The sequence below is a fragment of the Acidipila sp. EB88 genome, from assembly GCF_003858395.1.
In the GTDB taxonomy this organism is placed as follows: Bacteria; Acidobacteriota; Terriglobia; order Terriglobales; family Acidobacteriaceae; genus EB88.
Window position 1 is genome coordinate 1314479 of the sequence record NZ_QWEV01000005.1, and the last position, 16734, is coordinate 1331212.

14 protein-coding genes are annotated in these 16734 nt (G+C 65.9%); 7 read left to right on the top strand and 7 right to left on the bottom strand.

Going from position 1 to position 16734, the window contains the following annotated elements:
* The first annotated feature begins 6 nt into the window (after positions 1-6).
* The 4 genes from D1Y84_RS06355 (at position 7) to D1Y84_RS17880 (ending at position 3138) form a co-directional block, all read left to right on the top strand.
* Complete coding sequence (locus D1Y84_RS06355; protein ID WP_124847765.1) at positions 7-456, top strand: ester cyclase; 450 nt, start codon at positions 7-9, stop codon at positions 454-456.
* A 312-nt stretch (positions 457-768) separates the two neighbouring features.
* On the top strand, positions 769-2085 hold the full coding sequence (locus D1Y84_RS06360) for an adenylosuccinate synthase (RefSeq protein ID WP_124847766.1): 1317 nt from the start codon (positions 769-771) through the stop codon (positions 2083-2085).
* A 26-nt stretch (positions 2086-2111) separates the two neighbouring features.
* The gene (locus tag D1Y84_RS06365; protein WP_124847767.1) at positions 2112-2408 is read left to right on the top strand and encodes a putative quinol monooxygenase; all 297 of its coding nucleotides are present in this window, start codon (positions 2112-2114) and stop codon (positions 2406-2408) included.
* Positions 2409-2607: 199 nt separating this feature from the next.
* Positions 2608-3138: a nuclear transport factor 2 family protein gene (locus D1Y84_RS17880; protein ID WP_158615348.1), complete on the top strand. Its 531-nt coding sequence runs from the start codon at positions 2608-2610 to the stop codon at positions 3136-3138.
* A gap of 60 nt (positions 3139-3198) precedes the next feature.
* Here the strand turns inward: D1Y84_RS17880 and folP are convergent, their stop codons facing one another.
* A complete protein-coding gene (gene folP / locus D1Y84_RS06375; protein WP_233581190.1) occupies positions 3199-4236 on the bottom strand; it encodes a dihydropteroate synthase in 1038 nt (345 codons plus the stop codon).
* A 50-nt stretch (positions 4237-4286) separates the two neighbouring features.
* Between folP and dacB the strand changes: the two genes are divergently transcribed.
* Complete coding sequence (gene dacB, locus D1Y84_RS06380; RefSeq protein WP_158615349.1) at positions 4287-5957, top strand: D-alanyl-D-alanine carboxypeptidase/D-alanyl-D-alanine-endopeptidase; 1671 nt, start codon at positions 4287-4289, stop codon at positions 5955-5957.
* 47 nt (positions 5958-6004) lie between these two features.
* On the opposite strand, the gene D1Y84_RS06385 is transcribed toward dacB, so the two are convergent.
* From D1Y84_RS06385 to D1Y84_RS06395, 3 genes are read right to left on the bottom strand one after another with little or no spacing between them, the layout of a single operon-like run.
* Positions 6005-6877, bottom strand: coding sequence for a hypothetical protein (locus tag D1Y84_RS06385; protein WP_124847770.1), 873 nt, complete (start codon positions 6875-6877; stop codon positions 6005-6007).
* On the bottom strand, positions 6878-7666 hold the full coding sequence (locus D1Y84_RS06390) for an SDR family NAD(P)-dependent oxidoreductase (RefSeq protein WP_124847771.1): 789 nt from the start codon (positions 7664-7666) through the stop codon (positions 6878-6880).
* 43 nt (positions 7667-7709) lie between these two features.
* Positions 7710-8099 carry a DUF2256 and DUF3253 domain-containing protein gene (locus tag D1Y84_RS06395; RefSeq protein WP_124847772.1) on the bottom strand — a complete coding sequence of 130 codons (390 nt, stop codon included), beginning with the start codon at positions 8097-8099 and terminating at the stop codon, positions 7710-7712.
* 120 nt (positions 8100-8219) lie between these two features.
* Between D1Y84_RS06395 and D1Y84_RS06400 the strand changes: the two genes are divergently transcribed.
* Both D1Y84_RS06400 and tyrS read left to right on the top strand, forming a co-directional pair.
* Complete coding sequence (locus D1Y84_RS06400; protein WP_124847773.1) at positions 8220-9254, top strand: isoaspartyl peptidase/L-asparaginase family protein; 1035 nt, start codon at positions 8220-8222, stop codon at positions 9252-9254.
* A 62-nt stretch (positions 9255-9316) separates the two neighbouring features.
* Entirely contained in the window at positions 9317-10606 is a 1290-nt protein-coding gene (gene tyrS / locus D1Y84_RS06405) for a tyrosine--tRNA ligase (RefSeq protein ID WP_124847774.1), read from the top strand.
* Positions 10607-10690: 84 nt separating this feature from the next.
* Here tyrS and D1Y84_RS06410 read toward each other — a convergent pair whose 3' ends face one another.
* The 3 genes from D1Y84_RS06410 to D1Y84_RS06420 form a co-directional block, all read right to left on the bottom strand.
* Entirely contained in the window at positions 10691-13354 is a 2664-nt protein-coding gene (locus D1Y84_RS06410) for a hypothetical protein (RefSeq protein WP_124847775.1), read from the bottom strand.
* A gap of 223 nt (positions 13355-13577) precedes the next feature.
* The gene (locus D1Y84_RS06415; RefSeq protein ID WP_124847776.1) at positions 13578-14156 is read right to left on the bottom strand and encodes a hypothetical protein; all 579 of its coding nucleotides are present in this window, start codon (positions 14154-14156) and stop codon (positions 13578-13580) included.
* The gene (locus D1Y84_RS06420) at positions 14153-16693 is read right to left on the bottom strand and encodes a cytochrome c oxidase assembly protein (protein ID WP_124847777.1); all 2541 of its coding nucleotides are present in this window, start codon (positions 16691-16693) and stop codon (positions 14153-14155) included. The genes D1Y84_RS06415 and D1Y84_RS06420 overlap by 4 nt, the downstream gene beginning before the upstream one ends.
* Positions 16694-16734: the final 41 nt, after the last annotated feature.

Here is a 16734-nt window from a genome sequence, read left to right on the forward strand (position 1 = left end):
CACTGTATGAGCAAAGAACTGAACATCCAGACGCAGACGAAGTTCGGCGAAGCGATCAACAGCGGCAACCTGGAGGCGATGCGTGAGCTCGTGTCCCCCACCGTTGTGGAGCACGACCCGGGACCAACCCAGGGCCCAGGCGCGCAGGGGTACATCGATTTGTTCACCGAGATGCGCACGGCGTTCCCCGATCTGAAGGCCAGTCCCGAGCACATCACGGCGGATGAAGATACGGTCGCCATGGCGTACACGATCACCGGGACCCATGAGGGCGACTTCCAGGGCATCGCCCCCACCGGCAAGAAGATCAAGGCCCGCGGCGTCCAGATTGCCCGCTTTGAGAACGGCAAGATGGTGGAACGCTGGGGGTCATCCGACGAACTCGGCATCCTCAAGCAGCTCGGAGTGGAACCCAAGAAGCACGAAAGCATCTTGGAAAAGCTGGGCGTCAGCTAGCAGAGGTCTTCTTTACCGGCGGGCGGAACGCGCGTGGACGCGCCTCACTCGCGAGAGTCCCGCAGGCGTGGGTAGCGCGAGCGCTTGCCACAGGCACTATCCAGGAGGAGCCGGGCAGAAGCCCGCTTCTGTCCCGGATCATTCCTAAAACGGGTGGCGCGCCGTCGGTGCGCTGCCCGGCGCCGGCCGGTGGCGCGTTATATCATCGTGTCTGGAGTGCGTGCCCCCATGGCGCGCCAGCCACCATGCCTGAACCGCGTGTTGTGCAAAGCTCCGACCCATTCTGAAGAAAACGAGCATGCGCCAAACCAGATGCGAGCAAAAACAGCAATTATTCTCGGCGCCCAGTGGGGCGATGAAGGCAAAGGCAAGATCGTCGATGTGCTGAGCGGCAGCTTCGACGTGGTAGCCCGGTACGCCGGAGGCCATAACGCCGGACACACCGTCATCATCGGTGGCAAGAAGTTCATCCTCCAGCTGGTACCCTGCGGCGTGCTGCGCCCGGACTGCCAGGCAGTGATCGGCAACGGCGTCGTGCTCGACCCCATGGCCTTCCTGAAGGAGATCAACAAACTGCGGGACCTCGGCGTCGACGTCGATACGCAGCTTAAGGTGTCCAATCGCGCACAGGTCATCCTCGAATACCACCGCATGATCGAACTCGCCGCGGAAAGCGCGCCGGGCCGCCAGAAGATCGGCACCACATCCCGGGGTATCGGCCCGGCCTACGAAGACAAAAGTGCCCGCAATGGCCTGCGCGTTGTAGACCTGCTGAACAAGGACCTGCTCAAGACGCACATCGAGAATGCCTGCCGCGAGAAGAACACCATCGCCCAGGCCCTGTTCGGCACGCACCCGCTGGACCCGGCCAAGATGTACGACGACTATGCCGCGGCCGCCGAGCAGCTGCGCCCCTTCGTGACCGATACCGCATCGCTGCTGAACCGCGCCATCGACGAAGGCAAGAGCGTGATGTTTGAAGGCGCGCAGGGCACGATGCTCGACATCGACCACGGCACCTATCCGTTTGTGACCTCGTCGTCCGCAACGGCCGGCGGCGCAACCACCGGCACCGGCGTCGGCCCGACGCGCATGGGCACCGTGATTGCAGTCACCAAGGCCTATGTCACGCGGGTGGGCGAAGGTCCGTTCCCGACCGAGATCCACGACGATGCGGGCGCGGTGCTGCAGCGCCGCGGTGCGGAGTTTGGCGCGGTTACCGGGCGGCCCCGCCGCTGCGGCTGGCTGGACCTGCCGCTGCTGCGCTACTCCAACATGATCAATGGCACGGAGTGGCTGGTGGTGACCAAGCTCGATGTGCTGGACGAGCTGGCGACGATCCCGGTCTGCGTGGGCTACGAAATCGACGGCAAGCGCACCGATACGATGCCCGCCGATGTGCGCGGTCTCGAGTCGATCAAGCCGATCTACACCATGCTGCAGGGCTGGCAGCAAAGCACGGAGCAGGCCCGCTCGTATGACGACCTGCCCCAGCTCGCCAAGGATTACCTGTACTTTCTGGAGCAGGAGTCGAACGCCAGGATCGGCATGATCTCCACCGGGCCGGACCGCGATCAGACGATCGAGCTCCCTGCTTTCCGAACGGCTCTCCGCACTCTGCATGCCTAAACAAGGCAAAGGCTAAGGACATCCCCATGGCAGAAACAGTCAGCTTTTTGGTACGGCTCCGCTTTGCTCCTGAAGATCGTCAGGATGTCACGGAGTTTCTTCGTCAGCTGGCCGTGGAGTCCCGCAAGGAGCCTGGCTGCCTCACCTACATTCCGCACTGGAGCGAGGCAGCCTCCGACACGGTCCTGATCTACGAGCAGTACCGGGACCGTGCTGCCCACGATGCCCACCGCGCGACCAAGCACTTTGAGAAGTACGCCGTGGGTGGCTTGTACCAGCGTATGCGCGAGCGCGCGGTGGAAGATCTTCACGTCGTGGCCTAGTTCGTGGTGGCCTGGTTCGTCGCGGCCTGGTTCGGGCCGGCCACGGTTCGGGTACACTGCGGTCACCTGTTCCAGCTTTGACCCGGGGGCGTACATTCATCGCATGGCGCTCCCGTATCCATCCAGCGGCTCTTGTGCCCGAGCGGTTAGCGTGGTGCTCCCGCGTCGTTTCTGTCGTGCCCTGCGCCCCGAAAAAGACATGGCGATACCAGGCTGTGGCGGCGGTGAACCACTGCCCATCGGAACGAGGGGCGCATCCCTGGCCATGACGGCGGTCATCGTTGCCATGCTGTGCTCCGCCTGCCCTGCGCAGGTGGTGCACCTGCCGATTGGCAAGAACAAAGGCGCCGAGCATAAGCAGATTGAGCAGCTCGAAAGCCAGTGGCGCGAGGCTGCGCTGGCCGGGGATACCGCCACGCTGTCCACCATGCTGGCCGAAAGCTACGTGGGCATCGGCCCCGACGGAACAATCGCCAGCAAGACCGAGGATCTGCAGGCACGAACCTCCGGCCTGGAGCACTTCAAGACGCTGAAGATTGAGGAAGAAAAGATTCGGATCTACGGCACCACTGCCGTGGTCACGTCCAAGGTCCATGCCGAGGGTATCTACGCGGGCCAAGCGGTATCCGGCGAGTATCGCTACACGCGCGTGTGGAACCTGTCGCACGGGCAGTGGCATATTGTGAGCTTTGAGGCCAACCGGGCGCATGATGCGAGCGAGCGCCGGTAGTCGCTCTTCTGCCGTCCCCTACACCCGTGCCGCGAGGAGCAGGCTTGCAGACCACCTGAGTCAACCCTTGTTCTGGAAGATCTGACCGGCAAGCACTGCATCGGCAATGACGGCCGCCTCGACCATGGAGCGCACGGCATGCACCCGCACGATGCTGGCCCCATACAGAACCGCTGCTACCGAGGCTGCGATCGTGGCGTTGTCGCGCGAGTGGGTCGGCGCGTCCGCGCCCCCGTGCAGCGGCGCCAGGGTGCGGCCCAGAAATGACTTGCGTGAGACCCCGACCAGCAGCGGCCTGCCGAGCGCGAGCAGCGCCGGCTGTGCGTGCAGCAGGTGGTAGTTCGCCTGGAAGGCCTTGCCAAACCCGTAGCCAGGATCGAGCACGATGCGTTCGGCGGCTATGCCCGCGGCATCGGCAGCCTGCAGGCGTTCCTGTAGGCCTGCGAGAACAAGTGGCACTACCTGCTCCGGTACCAGCGCAGGCAGGGTTCGCCACTCGTCAGGGCGCCCCCGGGTGTGCATCAGCACAATGCCGCACCGCTGCTGCGCACAGGTAGCAGCCATCTCCGGGTCCCACAGAAAACCACTGACATCGTTGACGATCTCTGCGCCTGCTGCCAGCGCCGCGCGTGCGGTGGCGGCACGGTAGGTATCGACAGAAACGATGGCCTCGGGCCGCTCCCGCAGCAATGCTTCCAGCACGGGAAGCAGGCGATCCTGCTCCTCGGCCGTGGAGATCGCGGCCACACCGCCCGCACCGGAGCCGGGCCGGGTCGACTCCGCCCCGAGATCGAGGAGCGCGGCACCCTCATCCAGCAGGCGCAGCGCATGTTCCACGCCCCGGGCCACCATGCCGCCCTGCGCCTCCGACTGTCCGGCATCGTGGCTGCCGGTTGGTGTGGCATGGAGACCGTCTCCCGAAAACGAGTCGGGCGTCACGTTGACGATGCCCATCACCAGCGTGCGCTCTCCGAGCACAAGGGAGCGGGAGCGCAACGGCCACGGCTGCACCGCGCGGACGTGAGGGGTCGCGATGGCAGCACCTGCGCTGACGGCTGAACCGCGGTCCGTCCCGGAAAGTCGCTCGCTCTCTGTCATTGACGGCTTCGATGCTATACCGGGAGCGGTTTGCTATGGTGTGTGGCAGTATGCGCATCCATCCGCTGGCCCCCAGCGTCGCCCTCCTGCTTTGCCTTGGCATCGTCTGCGCACACTCCGTTGCGCACGCACAGAGCGCAGCATCGGGCGCCACAGCCAGTGCGGGACCTGCCGCCGCACGACTGGACCCATTGCTGTTGAGCACCCCGGCTGCCGCGCGCGCCCACTGGGGCGTGTCGATGGTGGATGCCGCCACCGGGGCGACGCTGTACGCCCGGAACGATGCGCAACTGCTCGAACCCGCGTCCAATGCCAAACTGTTCACCACCTCCACGGCACTGGCCCTGCTGGGACCGTCCTTCACGATGGCCACGCGCGTGGTGGCAGAGGGCGAGGTGGACGCCGCGGGCACCCTGCACGGCACCCTGCGCCTGGTAGGCGGCGCCGATCCCACGATGTCGGGACGCGTCTACCCATACGCCGGCCACACGGATCGCTCCAACCCTCCACTGGCTGCGCTCGATGCGCTGGCAGCGCAGGTGCTGGCGAGCGGCATCCGCGCGGTGGACGGCAATGTGCTGGCCGATGACACGCTGTTCCCCGATGAGCGGTACGGCTCCGGATGGGGCTGGGATGACCTGCAATGGGAGTACGGCGCCCCGGTATCAGCGCTGGTGATCAACGACAATGTGCGCTATCTCACGATCGCGCCGGGAGCGTCGGCCGGCATGCCCGTCACCGCGAGCTGGCTGCCGGAGATTTCCCAGGCGAGCGGCACGGCTGGTGCTGCTGTCACCGCGAGCGGCAGCGGAGTTTTCGCCGACAACCTGGATATCACCGCTGTGACCACCCCGGCCGGCACTGCGCCCGCGCTGGGCGTCGCCCGGCCGCCTACCGGCGGGGCGTTGCGCGTGTATGGCTCCCTGGCCGCGGGCGGCGCACCCGTGCATCTCGCCATCACGCTTGAGGACCCCGCGCAGTTCGGCGCCCGGGCATTCGCTGGGGCGCTGGCCACGGCGGGAGTCGCGGTGCGGGGGCAGTCGCTCGCGGTGCATCGTGCCCCGGTCGATACGCAATCCTTTACAGCGGAGACACACACGCCGGTGCCGCTCCTTGCGCTGCCGCCCGCCGCCACCTCGCTCGACGGCTGGACACCCGCAAGCACCGCAGGCGCCGCGACCCGCATTGTCGCCGCCCGCAGGTCGGTGCCGTTGAGTGACATTGTGACGGTGACGAACAAGGTCTCGCAGAACCTGCATGCGGAGCTGCTGTTGCGCCTGCTGGGCCGTGCAGAAGGCGCGGATGGCGCGGCCGCCGGCGGGGCCCGCGTGGTGCGCGGCTTCATGACCACGCAGGTCAACCTCGCGCCGGAAGACTTCCTGCTTTACGACGGTTCGGGGCTTTCTACCAAGGACCTGGTGACGCCACGCGCATTGACCACGCTGCTGCGCTACAGCACGACGCAGCCCTGGGGCCCGGTGCTTCGCAACTCGCTGCCTTCGAGCGGAGTGGATGGCACACTGTCCGGCCGCTTCCCTGCGCTACGCGGCCGCGTGCAGGCCAAGACCGGGACGCTGGGGGAGGTGGATGCCTTAAGCGGGTTCCTCACCACTGACAGCGGACGGCTGGTGATCTTTTCCATCCTGTGCAACGACTACCCGGGCACCGGGTCACGCCAGGTAATTGATACGCTGCTGCAGGCGGCCGCGAGCAGCTTCTAAAACCGCCTGCGCGGCTGGCGGCCACTTCGTGGGGGTGCTCTACGCAGTCACTTCTTCAGCCTGGCTGCCGTGGCATCCACGTCGAAGTCGTCGGGCGCGACGGGAACGTTGTAGAAAACGTGCGTGAGGTAGCGCTGCGAGGTCATGTCGCCATTGTGCGAGTAGGTCTCGCTCAGTGGCGTGGGCAGGCCGTCCACCGGGTGATAGTCGGCGAACTCCACCGCATCCTCGTTGTTGTCCTTGTAGAGCGGGTCACGCCACGTGAACGCGATGCGGAACGGCAGGTGCGTTTCAGTGTCGAGCTGCAGAGTGATGTTGTCATTGTTGCTATCGAGCAGCGTCAACTCATCCACCAGGTGCCGCCCGGACATCTTCTGCCCGCCCGAGAAAAACACCGTGCCCGGCTCATGCCACCACACGCGCACCGCTTCGTCGAGCGAGTGATCGCGCCGCCGGAACACGCTCAGGTACTCCTCTGGCGGCAGCTGGCGCTTGCCGCGATAGGTGATCTCCCAGTCGATGTCGGGGGTCAGGATCGTGACCACGTCATGCTTCTTGGTGAACTCGGTACGCTGCAGGCCCGGATCTGTGCGCGAGACGGGCACAGTCCGCAGCGAGCGGAAATCGCCGATCGAGCCGGTCGGCTTGCCCTGGAAGAAGCCCGAGGTACGGCCCTCCTGCACGACGTTGTGGATCGCAAGCCACTTGGCCCCGCCGAGCGCGTCCACCATCTGCTGCATCAGCGCGATGGCCTTGGGATCGCTGCCGCTGGCATCCTGCGCGGAAGAAGCGGAAGAAGTGGTTGCGCTCGAGGCTGGAGGCGCGGGGTTCACAGCCTGTGCGGCAACTGAATGAGCTACTGACATCGCTGTAAAAAGAAGAACCGCGCTGGCGGCTTCGAGCAATCGTTGTGTCCGCATCTAGCCCACCAGCACCGCGCCGCCGTTCACATTCAGGATTTCGCCTGAGATGAACCCGGCCCACGGCGTGCACAGAAAAAGAATTGGCCCTGCGATCTCGGCGGGCGTTCCGACGCGGCCCATCGGGATCGTCCCGAAGATCTTCGCCCTGCCGGCCTCGGATGCTAGAGCGGGCGCGGACATGTCGGTCGCGACCCAGCCCGGCGCTACGCAGTTGGCCGAGATGCCAGAGCCGGCAAGCTCGCTCGACAGGCTCTTGGTGAGCGAGATCAGGGCTCCCTTGGACGCGGCGTAATCCGCGTGGAACGCCTCGCCTCGTTGCGCTGCCGTGGAGGCCACCAGCACCACGTGGCCGCGCCGGCCATCAGCATCCGCATCCTGCTGCTTGAAGCGGGCAACCGCCGCCTGCAACAGCCCGAACACGCTGTCGAGGTTAATGCCCATGGTGCTGCGCCACTGCGCATCCGCCATCGTCTCGATGGGCGCATCGTGCGAGGGCCATACCCCGTGGTTCACCACCAGCGCATCCAGTCTTCCCCATGCGGCTGTGGCTGTCTCCACCAGCGCACGGCCTTCTTCGGCCGCGCCCAGCTCCTGCCGGATCGCGCGACACCGATCCGTGCCACCGCACTCGGCGACCAGCGCCTCGGCCGCATCGTTCGCGGCGCGGTAGTTGAACACCACGCGCGCACCTGCCTGCACAAACAGCCGCACAGTTTCCGCACCGATGCCACGTGAGCCACCGGTCACCAGCGCGACCTTGCCATCAAAGCGAAGCTCCACACTCATGCCTTCCAGCATAAAGCGCAACGCGCCTCGACCGACCAAGGCTTTACACGCGCTTCAAACGGATCGGACCCCGGGCATGCGAGGGATCGACCGGATGGCCGCCCTGCGTCACCACGAGCCTGCCCGCGGCATGCAGGCGCCGGGCCGCCGCGCGTGCCGGCTCCATCAGGTGCTCCCATGCGGCGCGCTCTTCGCTGCCTGCGACCCGCCGGGCTGCTTCCGACGGACAGATCGTCTTGCCCGCTCCGCGCTCGGCCAGCAGCGTCAGAATCGCCGTTTCCAGCGCTGCGTCCTCGGTCGTGGCCGCGCCGGACTTCGCCCGCTTACGGCAGCCGTCGCTGCAGTAGCGCACCTCGTCCCAGGAGCGCTCCCACTTTTTGCGCCAGGTGATCTCGCGCCCGCAGACCACACACGGCTTGGATGGAACTTGCATGAGAAGTAAGAAGCGAAAACCGCCTGCGCGGCTGGCGGCCACTTCGTGGCCGGTATTCCGAAAATCAAAAACATGCCAGGAATGGGCCTCCTCCCGCGCAGAGGCACTTAGGATGTTGCCATGCGCATCCTGTTCCTGCTTCCGCTGCTTTTCTGTTCCATCACAGCCCACGCCCAGCAATGGGCAATTGCCATTCACGGCGGCGCGGGCGAGGCGGAGTGGGAGCACATGGATGCAGCAACTGCCTCGGCGTACCACGCGTCGCTCGCCCGGGCACTGGCTGCCGGCTCGGCGGTGCTGGCGCGGCATGGCTCCTCGCTCGATGCGGTGGAGGCTTCCATCGAGGTGCTGGAGGACGATCCACTGTTCAACGCCGGGCGCGGCTCTGCGTTTGCCGCAGACGGCACCAACGAGATGGACGCCTCGCTGATGAATGGAGCGACGCTCGAGGCGGGCTCGGTGGCAAGCGTGCACTTTACCCGGCACCCCATCGCGTTGGCCCGCGCCGTGATGGAGCACACGCCATACGTGATGATGGTGGGCGACGGCGCGGACGCCTTCTCGCGCACGCAGCGACTCGAGCAGCAGCCTCCCTCGTTCTTCTTTACTGAAATGCGCTGGCAGGAGTTTGCCGGGGTGATGCGGGGGAGCGGACGTCCCGTGCCGCCGCGACCGGCGGGTGTGCCACCTGCCCCCGCGCACGGCGGCATGGCGATGCTGGCCGGGCCGCGCATCTTTGCGCACCGCTATGGCACCGTCGGTGCGGTGGCGCGGGATGCCGATGGACACCTCGCGGCTGCTACCTCAACCGGCGGCATGCAGGGCAAACTCCCGGGCCGGGTGGGTGACTCGCCAATCATTGGCGCGGGTACCTACGCGAGCGATCACGCCTGCGCCGTATCCGGCACAGGCGTGGGCGAGTACTTCATCCGGCTCACGCTGGCACGCCAGGTTTGCACGCTGGTGGAGCAGGGCAATACACCACAGCAGGCGGCCGACCAGATGATTCACCACGAACTGCCCGCGCTCAAAGGCGGTGAGGGCGGGGTGATCGTGCTGGCGAAATCCGGGCTGCCCGTGTGGAGCAACAACACGCTGGGCATCTTTCATGCGCAACAGGTACAAGGCGCGGCGCCCGAGGTCTGGGTCAGGTAGCGCCCCGCTTTCCAGAGCCTGCGGCGGGACACCTCGCCCCAAAACACGCATACTGGACTGGTATGTCCGACGCATCGTTGAAGCAAGATTTTCTTCCTGTGGATGAGCAGCTCGACCTTCTGCAAAAGGGCGCTGCCGAGATCATCCGCGTCTCGGATCTGCGGGAACGGCTCACCCGGTCCCGCGCCAGCGGCACGCCGCTGCGGGTCAAGGCCGGTTTCGATCCGACCGCGCCCGACCTGCACCTGGGCCACACCGTGTTGATGCGCAAGCTGCGCCAGTTCCAGCTGCTGGGCCACCAGGTGATCTTCCTGGTCGGGGACTTCACCACGTTGATCGGCGACCCCACCGGCCGCTCGGTCACCCGTAAGCCGTTGACCCGCGAACAGATCAATGAAAACGCCGCCAGCTACACCGACCAGGTGTTCCGCATCCTGGATCGCGACAAGACCGAGGTTCGCTTCAACTCTGAGTGGCTCGACCAGCTCGGATTTGAAGGCATCATCCGGCTTGCCGCCAAGTTCACCGTTTCGCAGATGCTGGAACGCGACGAGTTTCACAAACGCTTCCAGGAAGAGAAACCGATCTCGCTGCATGAGTTTCTGTACCCGCTGGCGCAGGGGTACGACTCGGTCGCGCTCAAGGCGGATGTGGAACTGGGTGGCACCGATCAGAAGTTCAACCTGCTGATCGGGCGCGAACTGCAGCGCCACTACGACCAGCCTTCGCAGATCGTGCTGATGACCCCGATCATCGAGGGGCTCGACGGCGTGCAGAAGATGTCGAAATCGCTCAACAATGCGATCGGCATCCACGAGCCGGCCGCCGAGATGTACGGCAAGATCATGTCAATTTCAGACACGCTGATGTGGCGTTTCTGGACGCTGCTGACGGACCTGCGCCAGAGCGAAATCGAGGCGATGCAGGCAGAGGTCGCGACCGGCACGCTGCACCCCATGGAAGCCAAGAAGCGCCTCGCCCGGACCATCGTGGCCGGCTACCACTCGGCCGAGGCGGTGCGCGAGGCGGACGAGGGCTGGGCGCGGCAGTTCCAGCGGGACGAGCAGCCTGAGTACGTGGAAGAGATTGGCGTCATGGCCGAAGACGTCGGCTGGACCGGCACGATCGCAGCGGACGGCCGTCGTGAGTCGGGACAGATCCGCGTCGATAAGCTGCTGGTGCAGCTTGGCATGGCCGACTCAGGAACAGACGCCAACCGCAAGATCAAACAGGGAGCCGTGCGCATCGGCGGCGAGGTGCACAGCACGCCGCATATCCCGGTCGGTCCCCTGCCGGAGACCCTGGTGATCCGCGTGGGCAAGCGCATCCGTGCCTCGTTGATACAGCCGTAGCGGACGCCCGGGCTCGTTCATGACCCGCCACGAAGCGATCGCCAGCCGCGCAGGCGGGCGCCCTGCTTTGAGCCCTGGCTTAGGCTAAGGAGCAGGTCTGGGCGCCGCAGCCATGGAGGTGTCCGCCACCCCGGCCTTGGTGAGCGACGCCCCTGGGGGCGGAGCGGCGGGTCCCGAGCCTGCCGCGGGCACCGGTCCGCGCCGGGCGTGGTGGTTGCCGGCACTGTTCCTGCCCCCTTCCACCGATACGGTATTCACCACGGATGGATCGTCGCGCAGCTTCACAAATACCTGGCCATTGGCGACGTGCGGCACCTCGAGGGTGTTGGCAGCAAAGCCGTCCGGCACCGTCACCATGTGGGTGAACTGGGCATCGGTCGCCACCGATTCCAGCAGGAACAGGCTCGTCCCGGTGAGGGTGCAGTTCTGCGCGGCATCGGGCGGGCAGGTGTAGCTCTGCAGGCTGGGCAGGCGCACCAGGGTCGCCAGCGGCAGCCAGTCGCCCATGGTTCCGTCCGCCATCACCGGGCGCAGGCGCAGGCGGCCAAAGGCAGAGTTCCCGAAGCTCTTTGCGGGATCGAGCGTGGCGATCGCGGTTTTCGCGTCCTGCAGGACCAGCTGGCCGGTCTGCAGGCTGAAGGTTGCCGAGGCGAGCCCGTCCTCCGTCGCCACCTCGATCGATTCGCCCTTGGCAAACACCGCCGGCTGCTGCGACTTGATGGCGAAGGTCAGCTTGCCGTCCAGGGGAAGCTGGTCGGCGCTGCCCAGCTTGAGGGCCAACGTGGGCGCAGGTTGGGCAGCAGCGGCGAGCTGCACATTCTTGTTGATCAGCGCGACCGAGGGGCGAGCTGCATCGATGGTGACGGCAACCGGCACCACGCGTCCGTCCTTGAGGGTGGCATTGGCAATGGAGTGCGATCCTGCCGTCAGTGCCGCAACCGGGTCGATCGCAGCCGCAGCCGGGGCCGCTGTCGCTGCTGCAGGCGCGCCGGCGCCCGCAGCAGCGGGAGGCGTGGGCTTTGTGGCAGGCGCCATCAACTCCAGCTCGTCCACTGTGCCGGTTCGGGTCAGCTTGCCCGGCATGAAGCGGATGCCATGCAGCTCGAGCGAGGCGACTCCATCGAGGCGGGTGCCGGTGAGTACGCCTCCGCGATCCCCGGAGTGCATGGTGAACGCCTCGTACTTGCCTGCCTCGGCAAAGCTCGCGGTGCTCACGGTTTTCGGATCCTTGAGGCCAGCCTGCTTGATCGACACGGTAATGGGACCGGGCTGCGCATCCTTCAGCGGCAGCGTGGCCACAATTCCGTCCGCTCCATCCGGCTTGAACGTCGCCTTTTGCGGCTTGCCGCTGGCGTCGGTGTAGTTCACTTCGTCCACACAGGCAGCCGCATCCGACCGCAGATGCAGCTCGTCGTCCCGGCCGACCACCAGCGCATTCTTGTCGGCGTCCGCGACGGACCAGTCATCGCCGTTGGTGGAACGCAGCTTGAACGAGGGTCCGGTGTAGGCGTCGAAACCCCAGTACCCGCGTACCCCGGCCTGCACGTCGTTGCCCAGGGCCGCGTTCTGCAGCACCGGGGCCGGCACCACGAACCCTCCCTGCGCCGCGTCGGGCGCGGTTGGCAGGTCCACGGTCTTGCCGTTCTTATCCGCCAGGTGCAGCGTCAGGCCATGTCCATAGTCGGTTGCGAAGATCTCCGGAGCGCCATCGACCGGCAGCACCAGCGGCGCGCGCTGCATGCAGAACACCTGCTTGGGGTCGACGGGATGCAGCGCCGGTGGCTTGGCAGCCATCACGGGTGGCAGCGCCACGACCAGCACAGACTTGGGGTTATGGAAGGATGGCGGCGCGTTGAGCCACAGGTTCATCTCCACGTTGGTGTCGGAGGACAACGCCGGAATGTACTGAAACTGCGCCGTGTGGATGCTCGACAGGATGCGGGCGATATCGAAGGCGGCGGAGATGTACGGGTCGTACAGACCGGAGGCCATGCTGGTGGTGGAGCCGGCCTGCAGCGCGAGATCGCTGGTAGGGCCATTCAGCAGACCCTGGGCCGTGCTGCTGCTGCCGTTGTCGAGGATCAGAGCGCTCTGGCTCTGCTGCAGGCAGGCTGCCTGCTGGTCTGCCGGGCGATTAAAGCAGTCTTGGTTCACCTTGAGAGAGAGTGACCGGGCCAGGGTGTTGGACTGGTCCTTGACCTTGTCCGGGTCCGCGATGCCAGCCACCGCATGGATGTACTTGTTGATACGGTCGCGGTCCAGGCTGGCCGTGTTCAGGTCCTGCGAGGCGCGCACAAACGCGCCGGGCCGTCCGCGCACCGCGTTCTTCAGGGTCGAGAAGTCACCACCGGTCTGGGGGGCAAACAGGATCACAACCTGCTCGGCGCCGGGAGGCACGACCAGGTAGCTGCCCTCGTCGATAACCTGCTTGTTCCATGCCTCTACCTTGGTGAACCAGTCATCGGGCGGCGGGTTGGTGGAACCGCGCAGAAACACCGCGACCATCAGGTAGTGCACCGACTCATGCTCGCCCAGCACAGGGTGCAGCCAAAGCCGGTCGCCGGGCTGGAGGTTGGGCACCTGCGCGATAGGCAGCGTCTTGCCCGCGCGCTGCACCTTTACCTCGAGGGTGGGGCCCTGCAGGTCAAACTGTGCGGACTGGGCGTGCGCGGACAAGCCCGCCGGTCCGAGTCCAAGAGCAGAGAGCAATGCAGCCGTGCAAGCAAAACGTTTCGTTCGTGAGAGCATGATGCCTCTTGTGTTCATTCTCAGCTGCCTCTGTGTGCCGGGCAAGCTTCCAGCAAGTGCAGTATCGCAATGGCGCGAGTCGGACGTATAAAAAGTGGAGCGAGAGGGATGCAACGTCTCCCGCGAAAAGACCAGACATAAGACCCTTCGGGAACCCGCCCGGACCGCGACTCACTCGCCTTCGATGCGGACGGGGCGCTGCCCGCTGCATCTTTGAGCCGGGCTACCCGGCCGGCGATGCGGCGATGCGACGCCTGCGCAGCTTTTGCTTGGCCGACTGGTTCAGCAAGAACAAGACTATAAGCATGGCGGGTATCAACACGGCGGCAAATACGGTGTTGCGCACGCCATGGTTACTCTCCACGGGGAGCGTCCCCTCGAAGCCTGCCGCGGGACGGTCGCTCTTCCGCAGATGCAGGCGCAGGGCGTAGGTTCCCGCATCGGTTAATCGCACCGTCGCCTGCGGCAGCTGCCGGGCAGCAGCCGGGCTCATCCGGAAGACCACGGCGGGCCGGTCGCCAAGCACCAGCTCGCCGTCTGCAGCCAGTCCTGGGTCTGAGACCAGCGAGCCGTCAGAGGAGAGTTGCACCAACAGGCGCAGATCTGCAGGGCCGGTCACCAGGGGATCGGGCGCGGAGAACAACGTCACGGTGTACGCGCCGTCGGTGCCATGGAAGGCGATATGCGGGCCGTCCGCGTAAGCGCGTGGAACAGAATGGTGCGCAAGGAACGCAAGCGTCAGTGCAGCCGGCCCATAGAGCCGGCAGGCCCTGCACGTCTGGAGCAGGATGGGCCTCGTCACATGCCGACCATGCCGCGCATCTGCATCGGCTGCAGCAGGATCCATACGCCGGCAGTGTAGAGCAGCACGGCGACCAGGGCCCAGGGCGCGACGGCGCGGCTCCGCGCCAGTATGCCGCTTCCCTGCCCGGAGTAAAGCCCGGGGCGACCGGCGCGCCTGCCTGTGCCCGGCGTCTTGCCGGGACCGGCACCCATGCGCCAGCCAAGGTACAGCGTGCCAAGCAGCCCGGCATCCAGAATCGCGAGCTGCAGCCCCAGCAACGAAGACGCCGGGAACAATGGCCGCTCCGCCATCCAGTCGGGCTGCGGCAGTGCGCGCACCGCTCCCACTGTTTTGCCGAGATCGTGCAGCGACTGCAAAACGCCCGGTACGAGGGAGTCCCAGGCTGTCACCAGGTGGAACGACAGGTGGGCGGCCCACATGCCGAGGCCGATCGGCAACAGGGCGAGCATCCACCGGGGCAGCTCGTTGCGGACATGCGGGTGCACAGCGGTGCTCCGCATCAGGCGCACCGCGAACCACAGCAGCGCCAGCAGCAGTGCCGGCAAAAGTGCCGACAGCAGCAGCCCGAGCGTGCTGGCGGCGGTTGCGGGCAAAGCCCTCCCGAACCGATCCATTACCTGCGCCACCGGAGCCACCATGACGGCGGCGCTGGCAAATGCGCCCATGACAACGGTTGCCGCGAGCACCGCCAGGTCCATGCGGTGGCTGTACCGGCCCACCGCCGAGCGTTGCGGGTCCGCTGTGGAAAGCTGCACCAGTTCGTAAGCAGGCGGCTGAACAAAGAGGCCGACGTTGTCGTGCGGGCACGCTTTTACACAGTCCATGCACAGGGTGCAGTCCATGTTGCCCTGCTTCTGCGGCAGGAAGAGGTGCAGTTCGCAGCCACGCTGCTCCCGCTGTTTTGTCGGCTCGGTGGCTGCCGTCGCGGTGGTGGGCTCCTGGTGCCCGGCAATGCAATCCCGCGTAGCGCAGCTGGCACAAGTGGAAAGCGCGCGGGGCGCGACCTCGACGGGCGACACCAGCGAGGCGGCAAAGTTGAACTGGCCCAGCGGGCACACGTACTTGCAGAAGGAGGCGTCGCGAAACACCCCATCCACCGCGAATGCGGTGACGAAGTAGGCCAGCAGCAGCATCGCGGTCCGTGCGGGCGAATCCCAAAGATCGAGCGCCTCGTATGCCCAGAAGAACAAAGACACCAGCGCGGTAGGCAGCCACTTGTTGCGCAGCGGGCGCGGCCAGGGTTTTTGTGCGATGCCGAGGCGGCGCAGCACAAACTTCGCCGCCTCGCGCGGCAGCATGAACGGGCAGCTCATGCAGAACAGGTTGCCGCACAGCAGGATGGCCAGCACAAAAATGCCGCGCGCATAGGTCCAGGGGACGATGCCCGCGAGGTTCATTGAGCCCATCTGGTGCCCGAACAGCCCGTCCACAATCACAGCTGTGGCTACCAACAGCGAAAGTGCCTGCAGCGACTGCCGACCATAGCGGGACCGCAGGAACGGCCCGATGCCAGCGAGCCGAAGCAGGTCAAGGCCCCCGCGCTGATCGGCGGGGAGTGCGCCGGTTGTCTTTTCGGGTCGCTGTGCACGGCCAGGAGCGAAGCCGGCTGTAGACGGGGTTGGAGCTTCGCCTGGAGTTGCCCGTTCGGCCCTGCGCATTGCCTGCAGGCGGGTGTGCGCGGCAGCCATGCGTTCCTGCTCCCGCTCGCCCTTGCGCGAGAGGAGCTGCCCGGTGATCAGCATGGCCGCGCCCAGGAATGATACCGAGCCAATCACCCACATCAGGGATCCGGCGGCGACCTGATCTGCCAGCACAGACAGGCCGAAAAAGCGCGGAATCGCTGCGTACGCCGGGTAGATGACCTTGCCGGAAAAGCTCAGCGTCGCCGACAGGGCCGTGTTCACCAGGTCGGCGGAGAGCAGGAATGGCAGCAGCAGCCAGCGGCTGGCCGTGTAGACGGAAGGCCACGGGGCCACGATGTGCCACCAGAACAGCACGCTGGTCAGCAGGAAACAGGCGTGCTCGACCTCGTGCCATCCCGGGTACTTGAGCGCCAGGTCATACGCGGCGGGTACATGCCAGGCGATAAAGACCGTGTTCATCAGCAGCCACGCGAACAGGCGCGAGCCAAGGAGGCGCTGCAGGGTGTGCACGGGGCGCAGCGTGAAAAACGGACCCAGCCCCTCGCGCACAAAAAAGCGAGGCAGCCCGCGCAGCAGCGGCACGGTGGGCGCGCCCAGCACCAGCAGCGGCGGGGCCACCGCCATCAGGAACAGGTGCTGGATCATGTGGGCGGTCAGCAACGCGCCAGACAATGCGTCGAGCGGGGACGCGATCGCCACCCATATCGAAAGAATGCCACCGGCAAAACACAGGGCACGCCAAGTAGGGATTTGCGTAGGACGGGTCTGCTGCAGCAGCCGCCAGCCGCGCACGTACACAAGCAGGGTCACCAGCAGAGCGAGCGAGGCCCAGATCGGAATGCTGGCGAAGCCATACGAGAAACCGTAGGCAGCTTGGGAGGCATCGGGCATGTTGGACGGAAACTCTTCTCCTGGCGCTTACACCGGCGGCC

Bases quoted from the DNA above. Each gene is read 5' to 3' on its own strand.
- D1Y84_RS06390 (WP_124847771.1), bottom strand. From the start codon at position 7,666: ATGAGTGTGGAGCTTCGCTTTGATGGCAAGGTCGCGCTGGTGACCGGT.
- D1Y84_RS06395 (WP_124847772.1), bottom strand. From the start codon at position 8,099: ATGCAAGTTCCATCCAAGCCGTGTGTGGTCTGCGGGCGCGAGATCACC.
- D1Y84_RS06400 (WP_124847773.1), top strand. From the start codon at position 8,220: ATGCGCATCCTGTTCCTGCTTCCGCTGCTTTTCTGTTCCATCACAGCC.
- D1Y84_RS17880 (WP_158615348.1), top strand. From the start codon at position 2,608: ATGGCGATACCAGGCTGTGGCGGCGGTGAACCACTGCCCATCGGAACG.
- dacB (WP_158615349.1), top strand. From the start codon at position 4,287: ATGCGCATCCATCCGCTGGCCCCCAGCGTCGCCCTCCTGCTTTGCCTT.
- D1Y84_RS06410 (WP_124847775.1), bottom strand. From the start codon at position 13,354: ATGCTCTCACGAACGAAACGTTTTGCTTGCACGGCTGCATTGCTCTCT.
- tyrS (WP_124847774.1), top strand. From the start codon at position 9,317: ATGTCCGACGCATCGTTGAAGCAAGATTTTCTTCCTGTGGATGAGCAG.
- D1Y84_RS06385 (WP_124847770.1), bottom strand. From the start codon at position 6,877: ATGCGGACACAACGATTGCTCGAAGCCGCCAGCGCGGTTCTTCTTTTT.
- folP (WP_233581190.1), bottom strand. From the start codon at position 4,236: ATGACAGAGAGCGAGCGACTTTCCGGGACGGACCGCGGTTCAGCCGTC.
- D1Y84_RS06365 (WP_124847767.1), top strand. From the start codon at position 2,112: ATGGCAGAAACAGTCAGCTTTTTGGTACGGCTCCGCTTTGCTCCTGAA.
- D1Y84_RS06420 (WP_124847777.1), bottom strand. From the start codon at position 16,693: ATGCCCGATGCCTCCCAAGCTGCCTACGGTTTCTCGTATGGCTTCGCC.
- D1Y84_RS06355 (WP_124847765.1), top strand. From the start codon at position 7: ATGAGCAAAGAACTGAACATCCAGACGCAGACGAAGTTCGGCGAAGCG.
- D1Y84_RS06360 (WP_124847766.1), top strand. From the start codon at position 769: ATGCGAGCAAAAACAGCAATTATTCTCGGCGCCCAGTGGGGCGATGAA.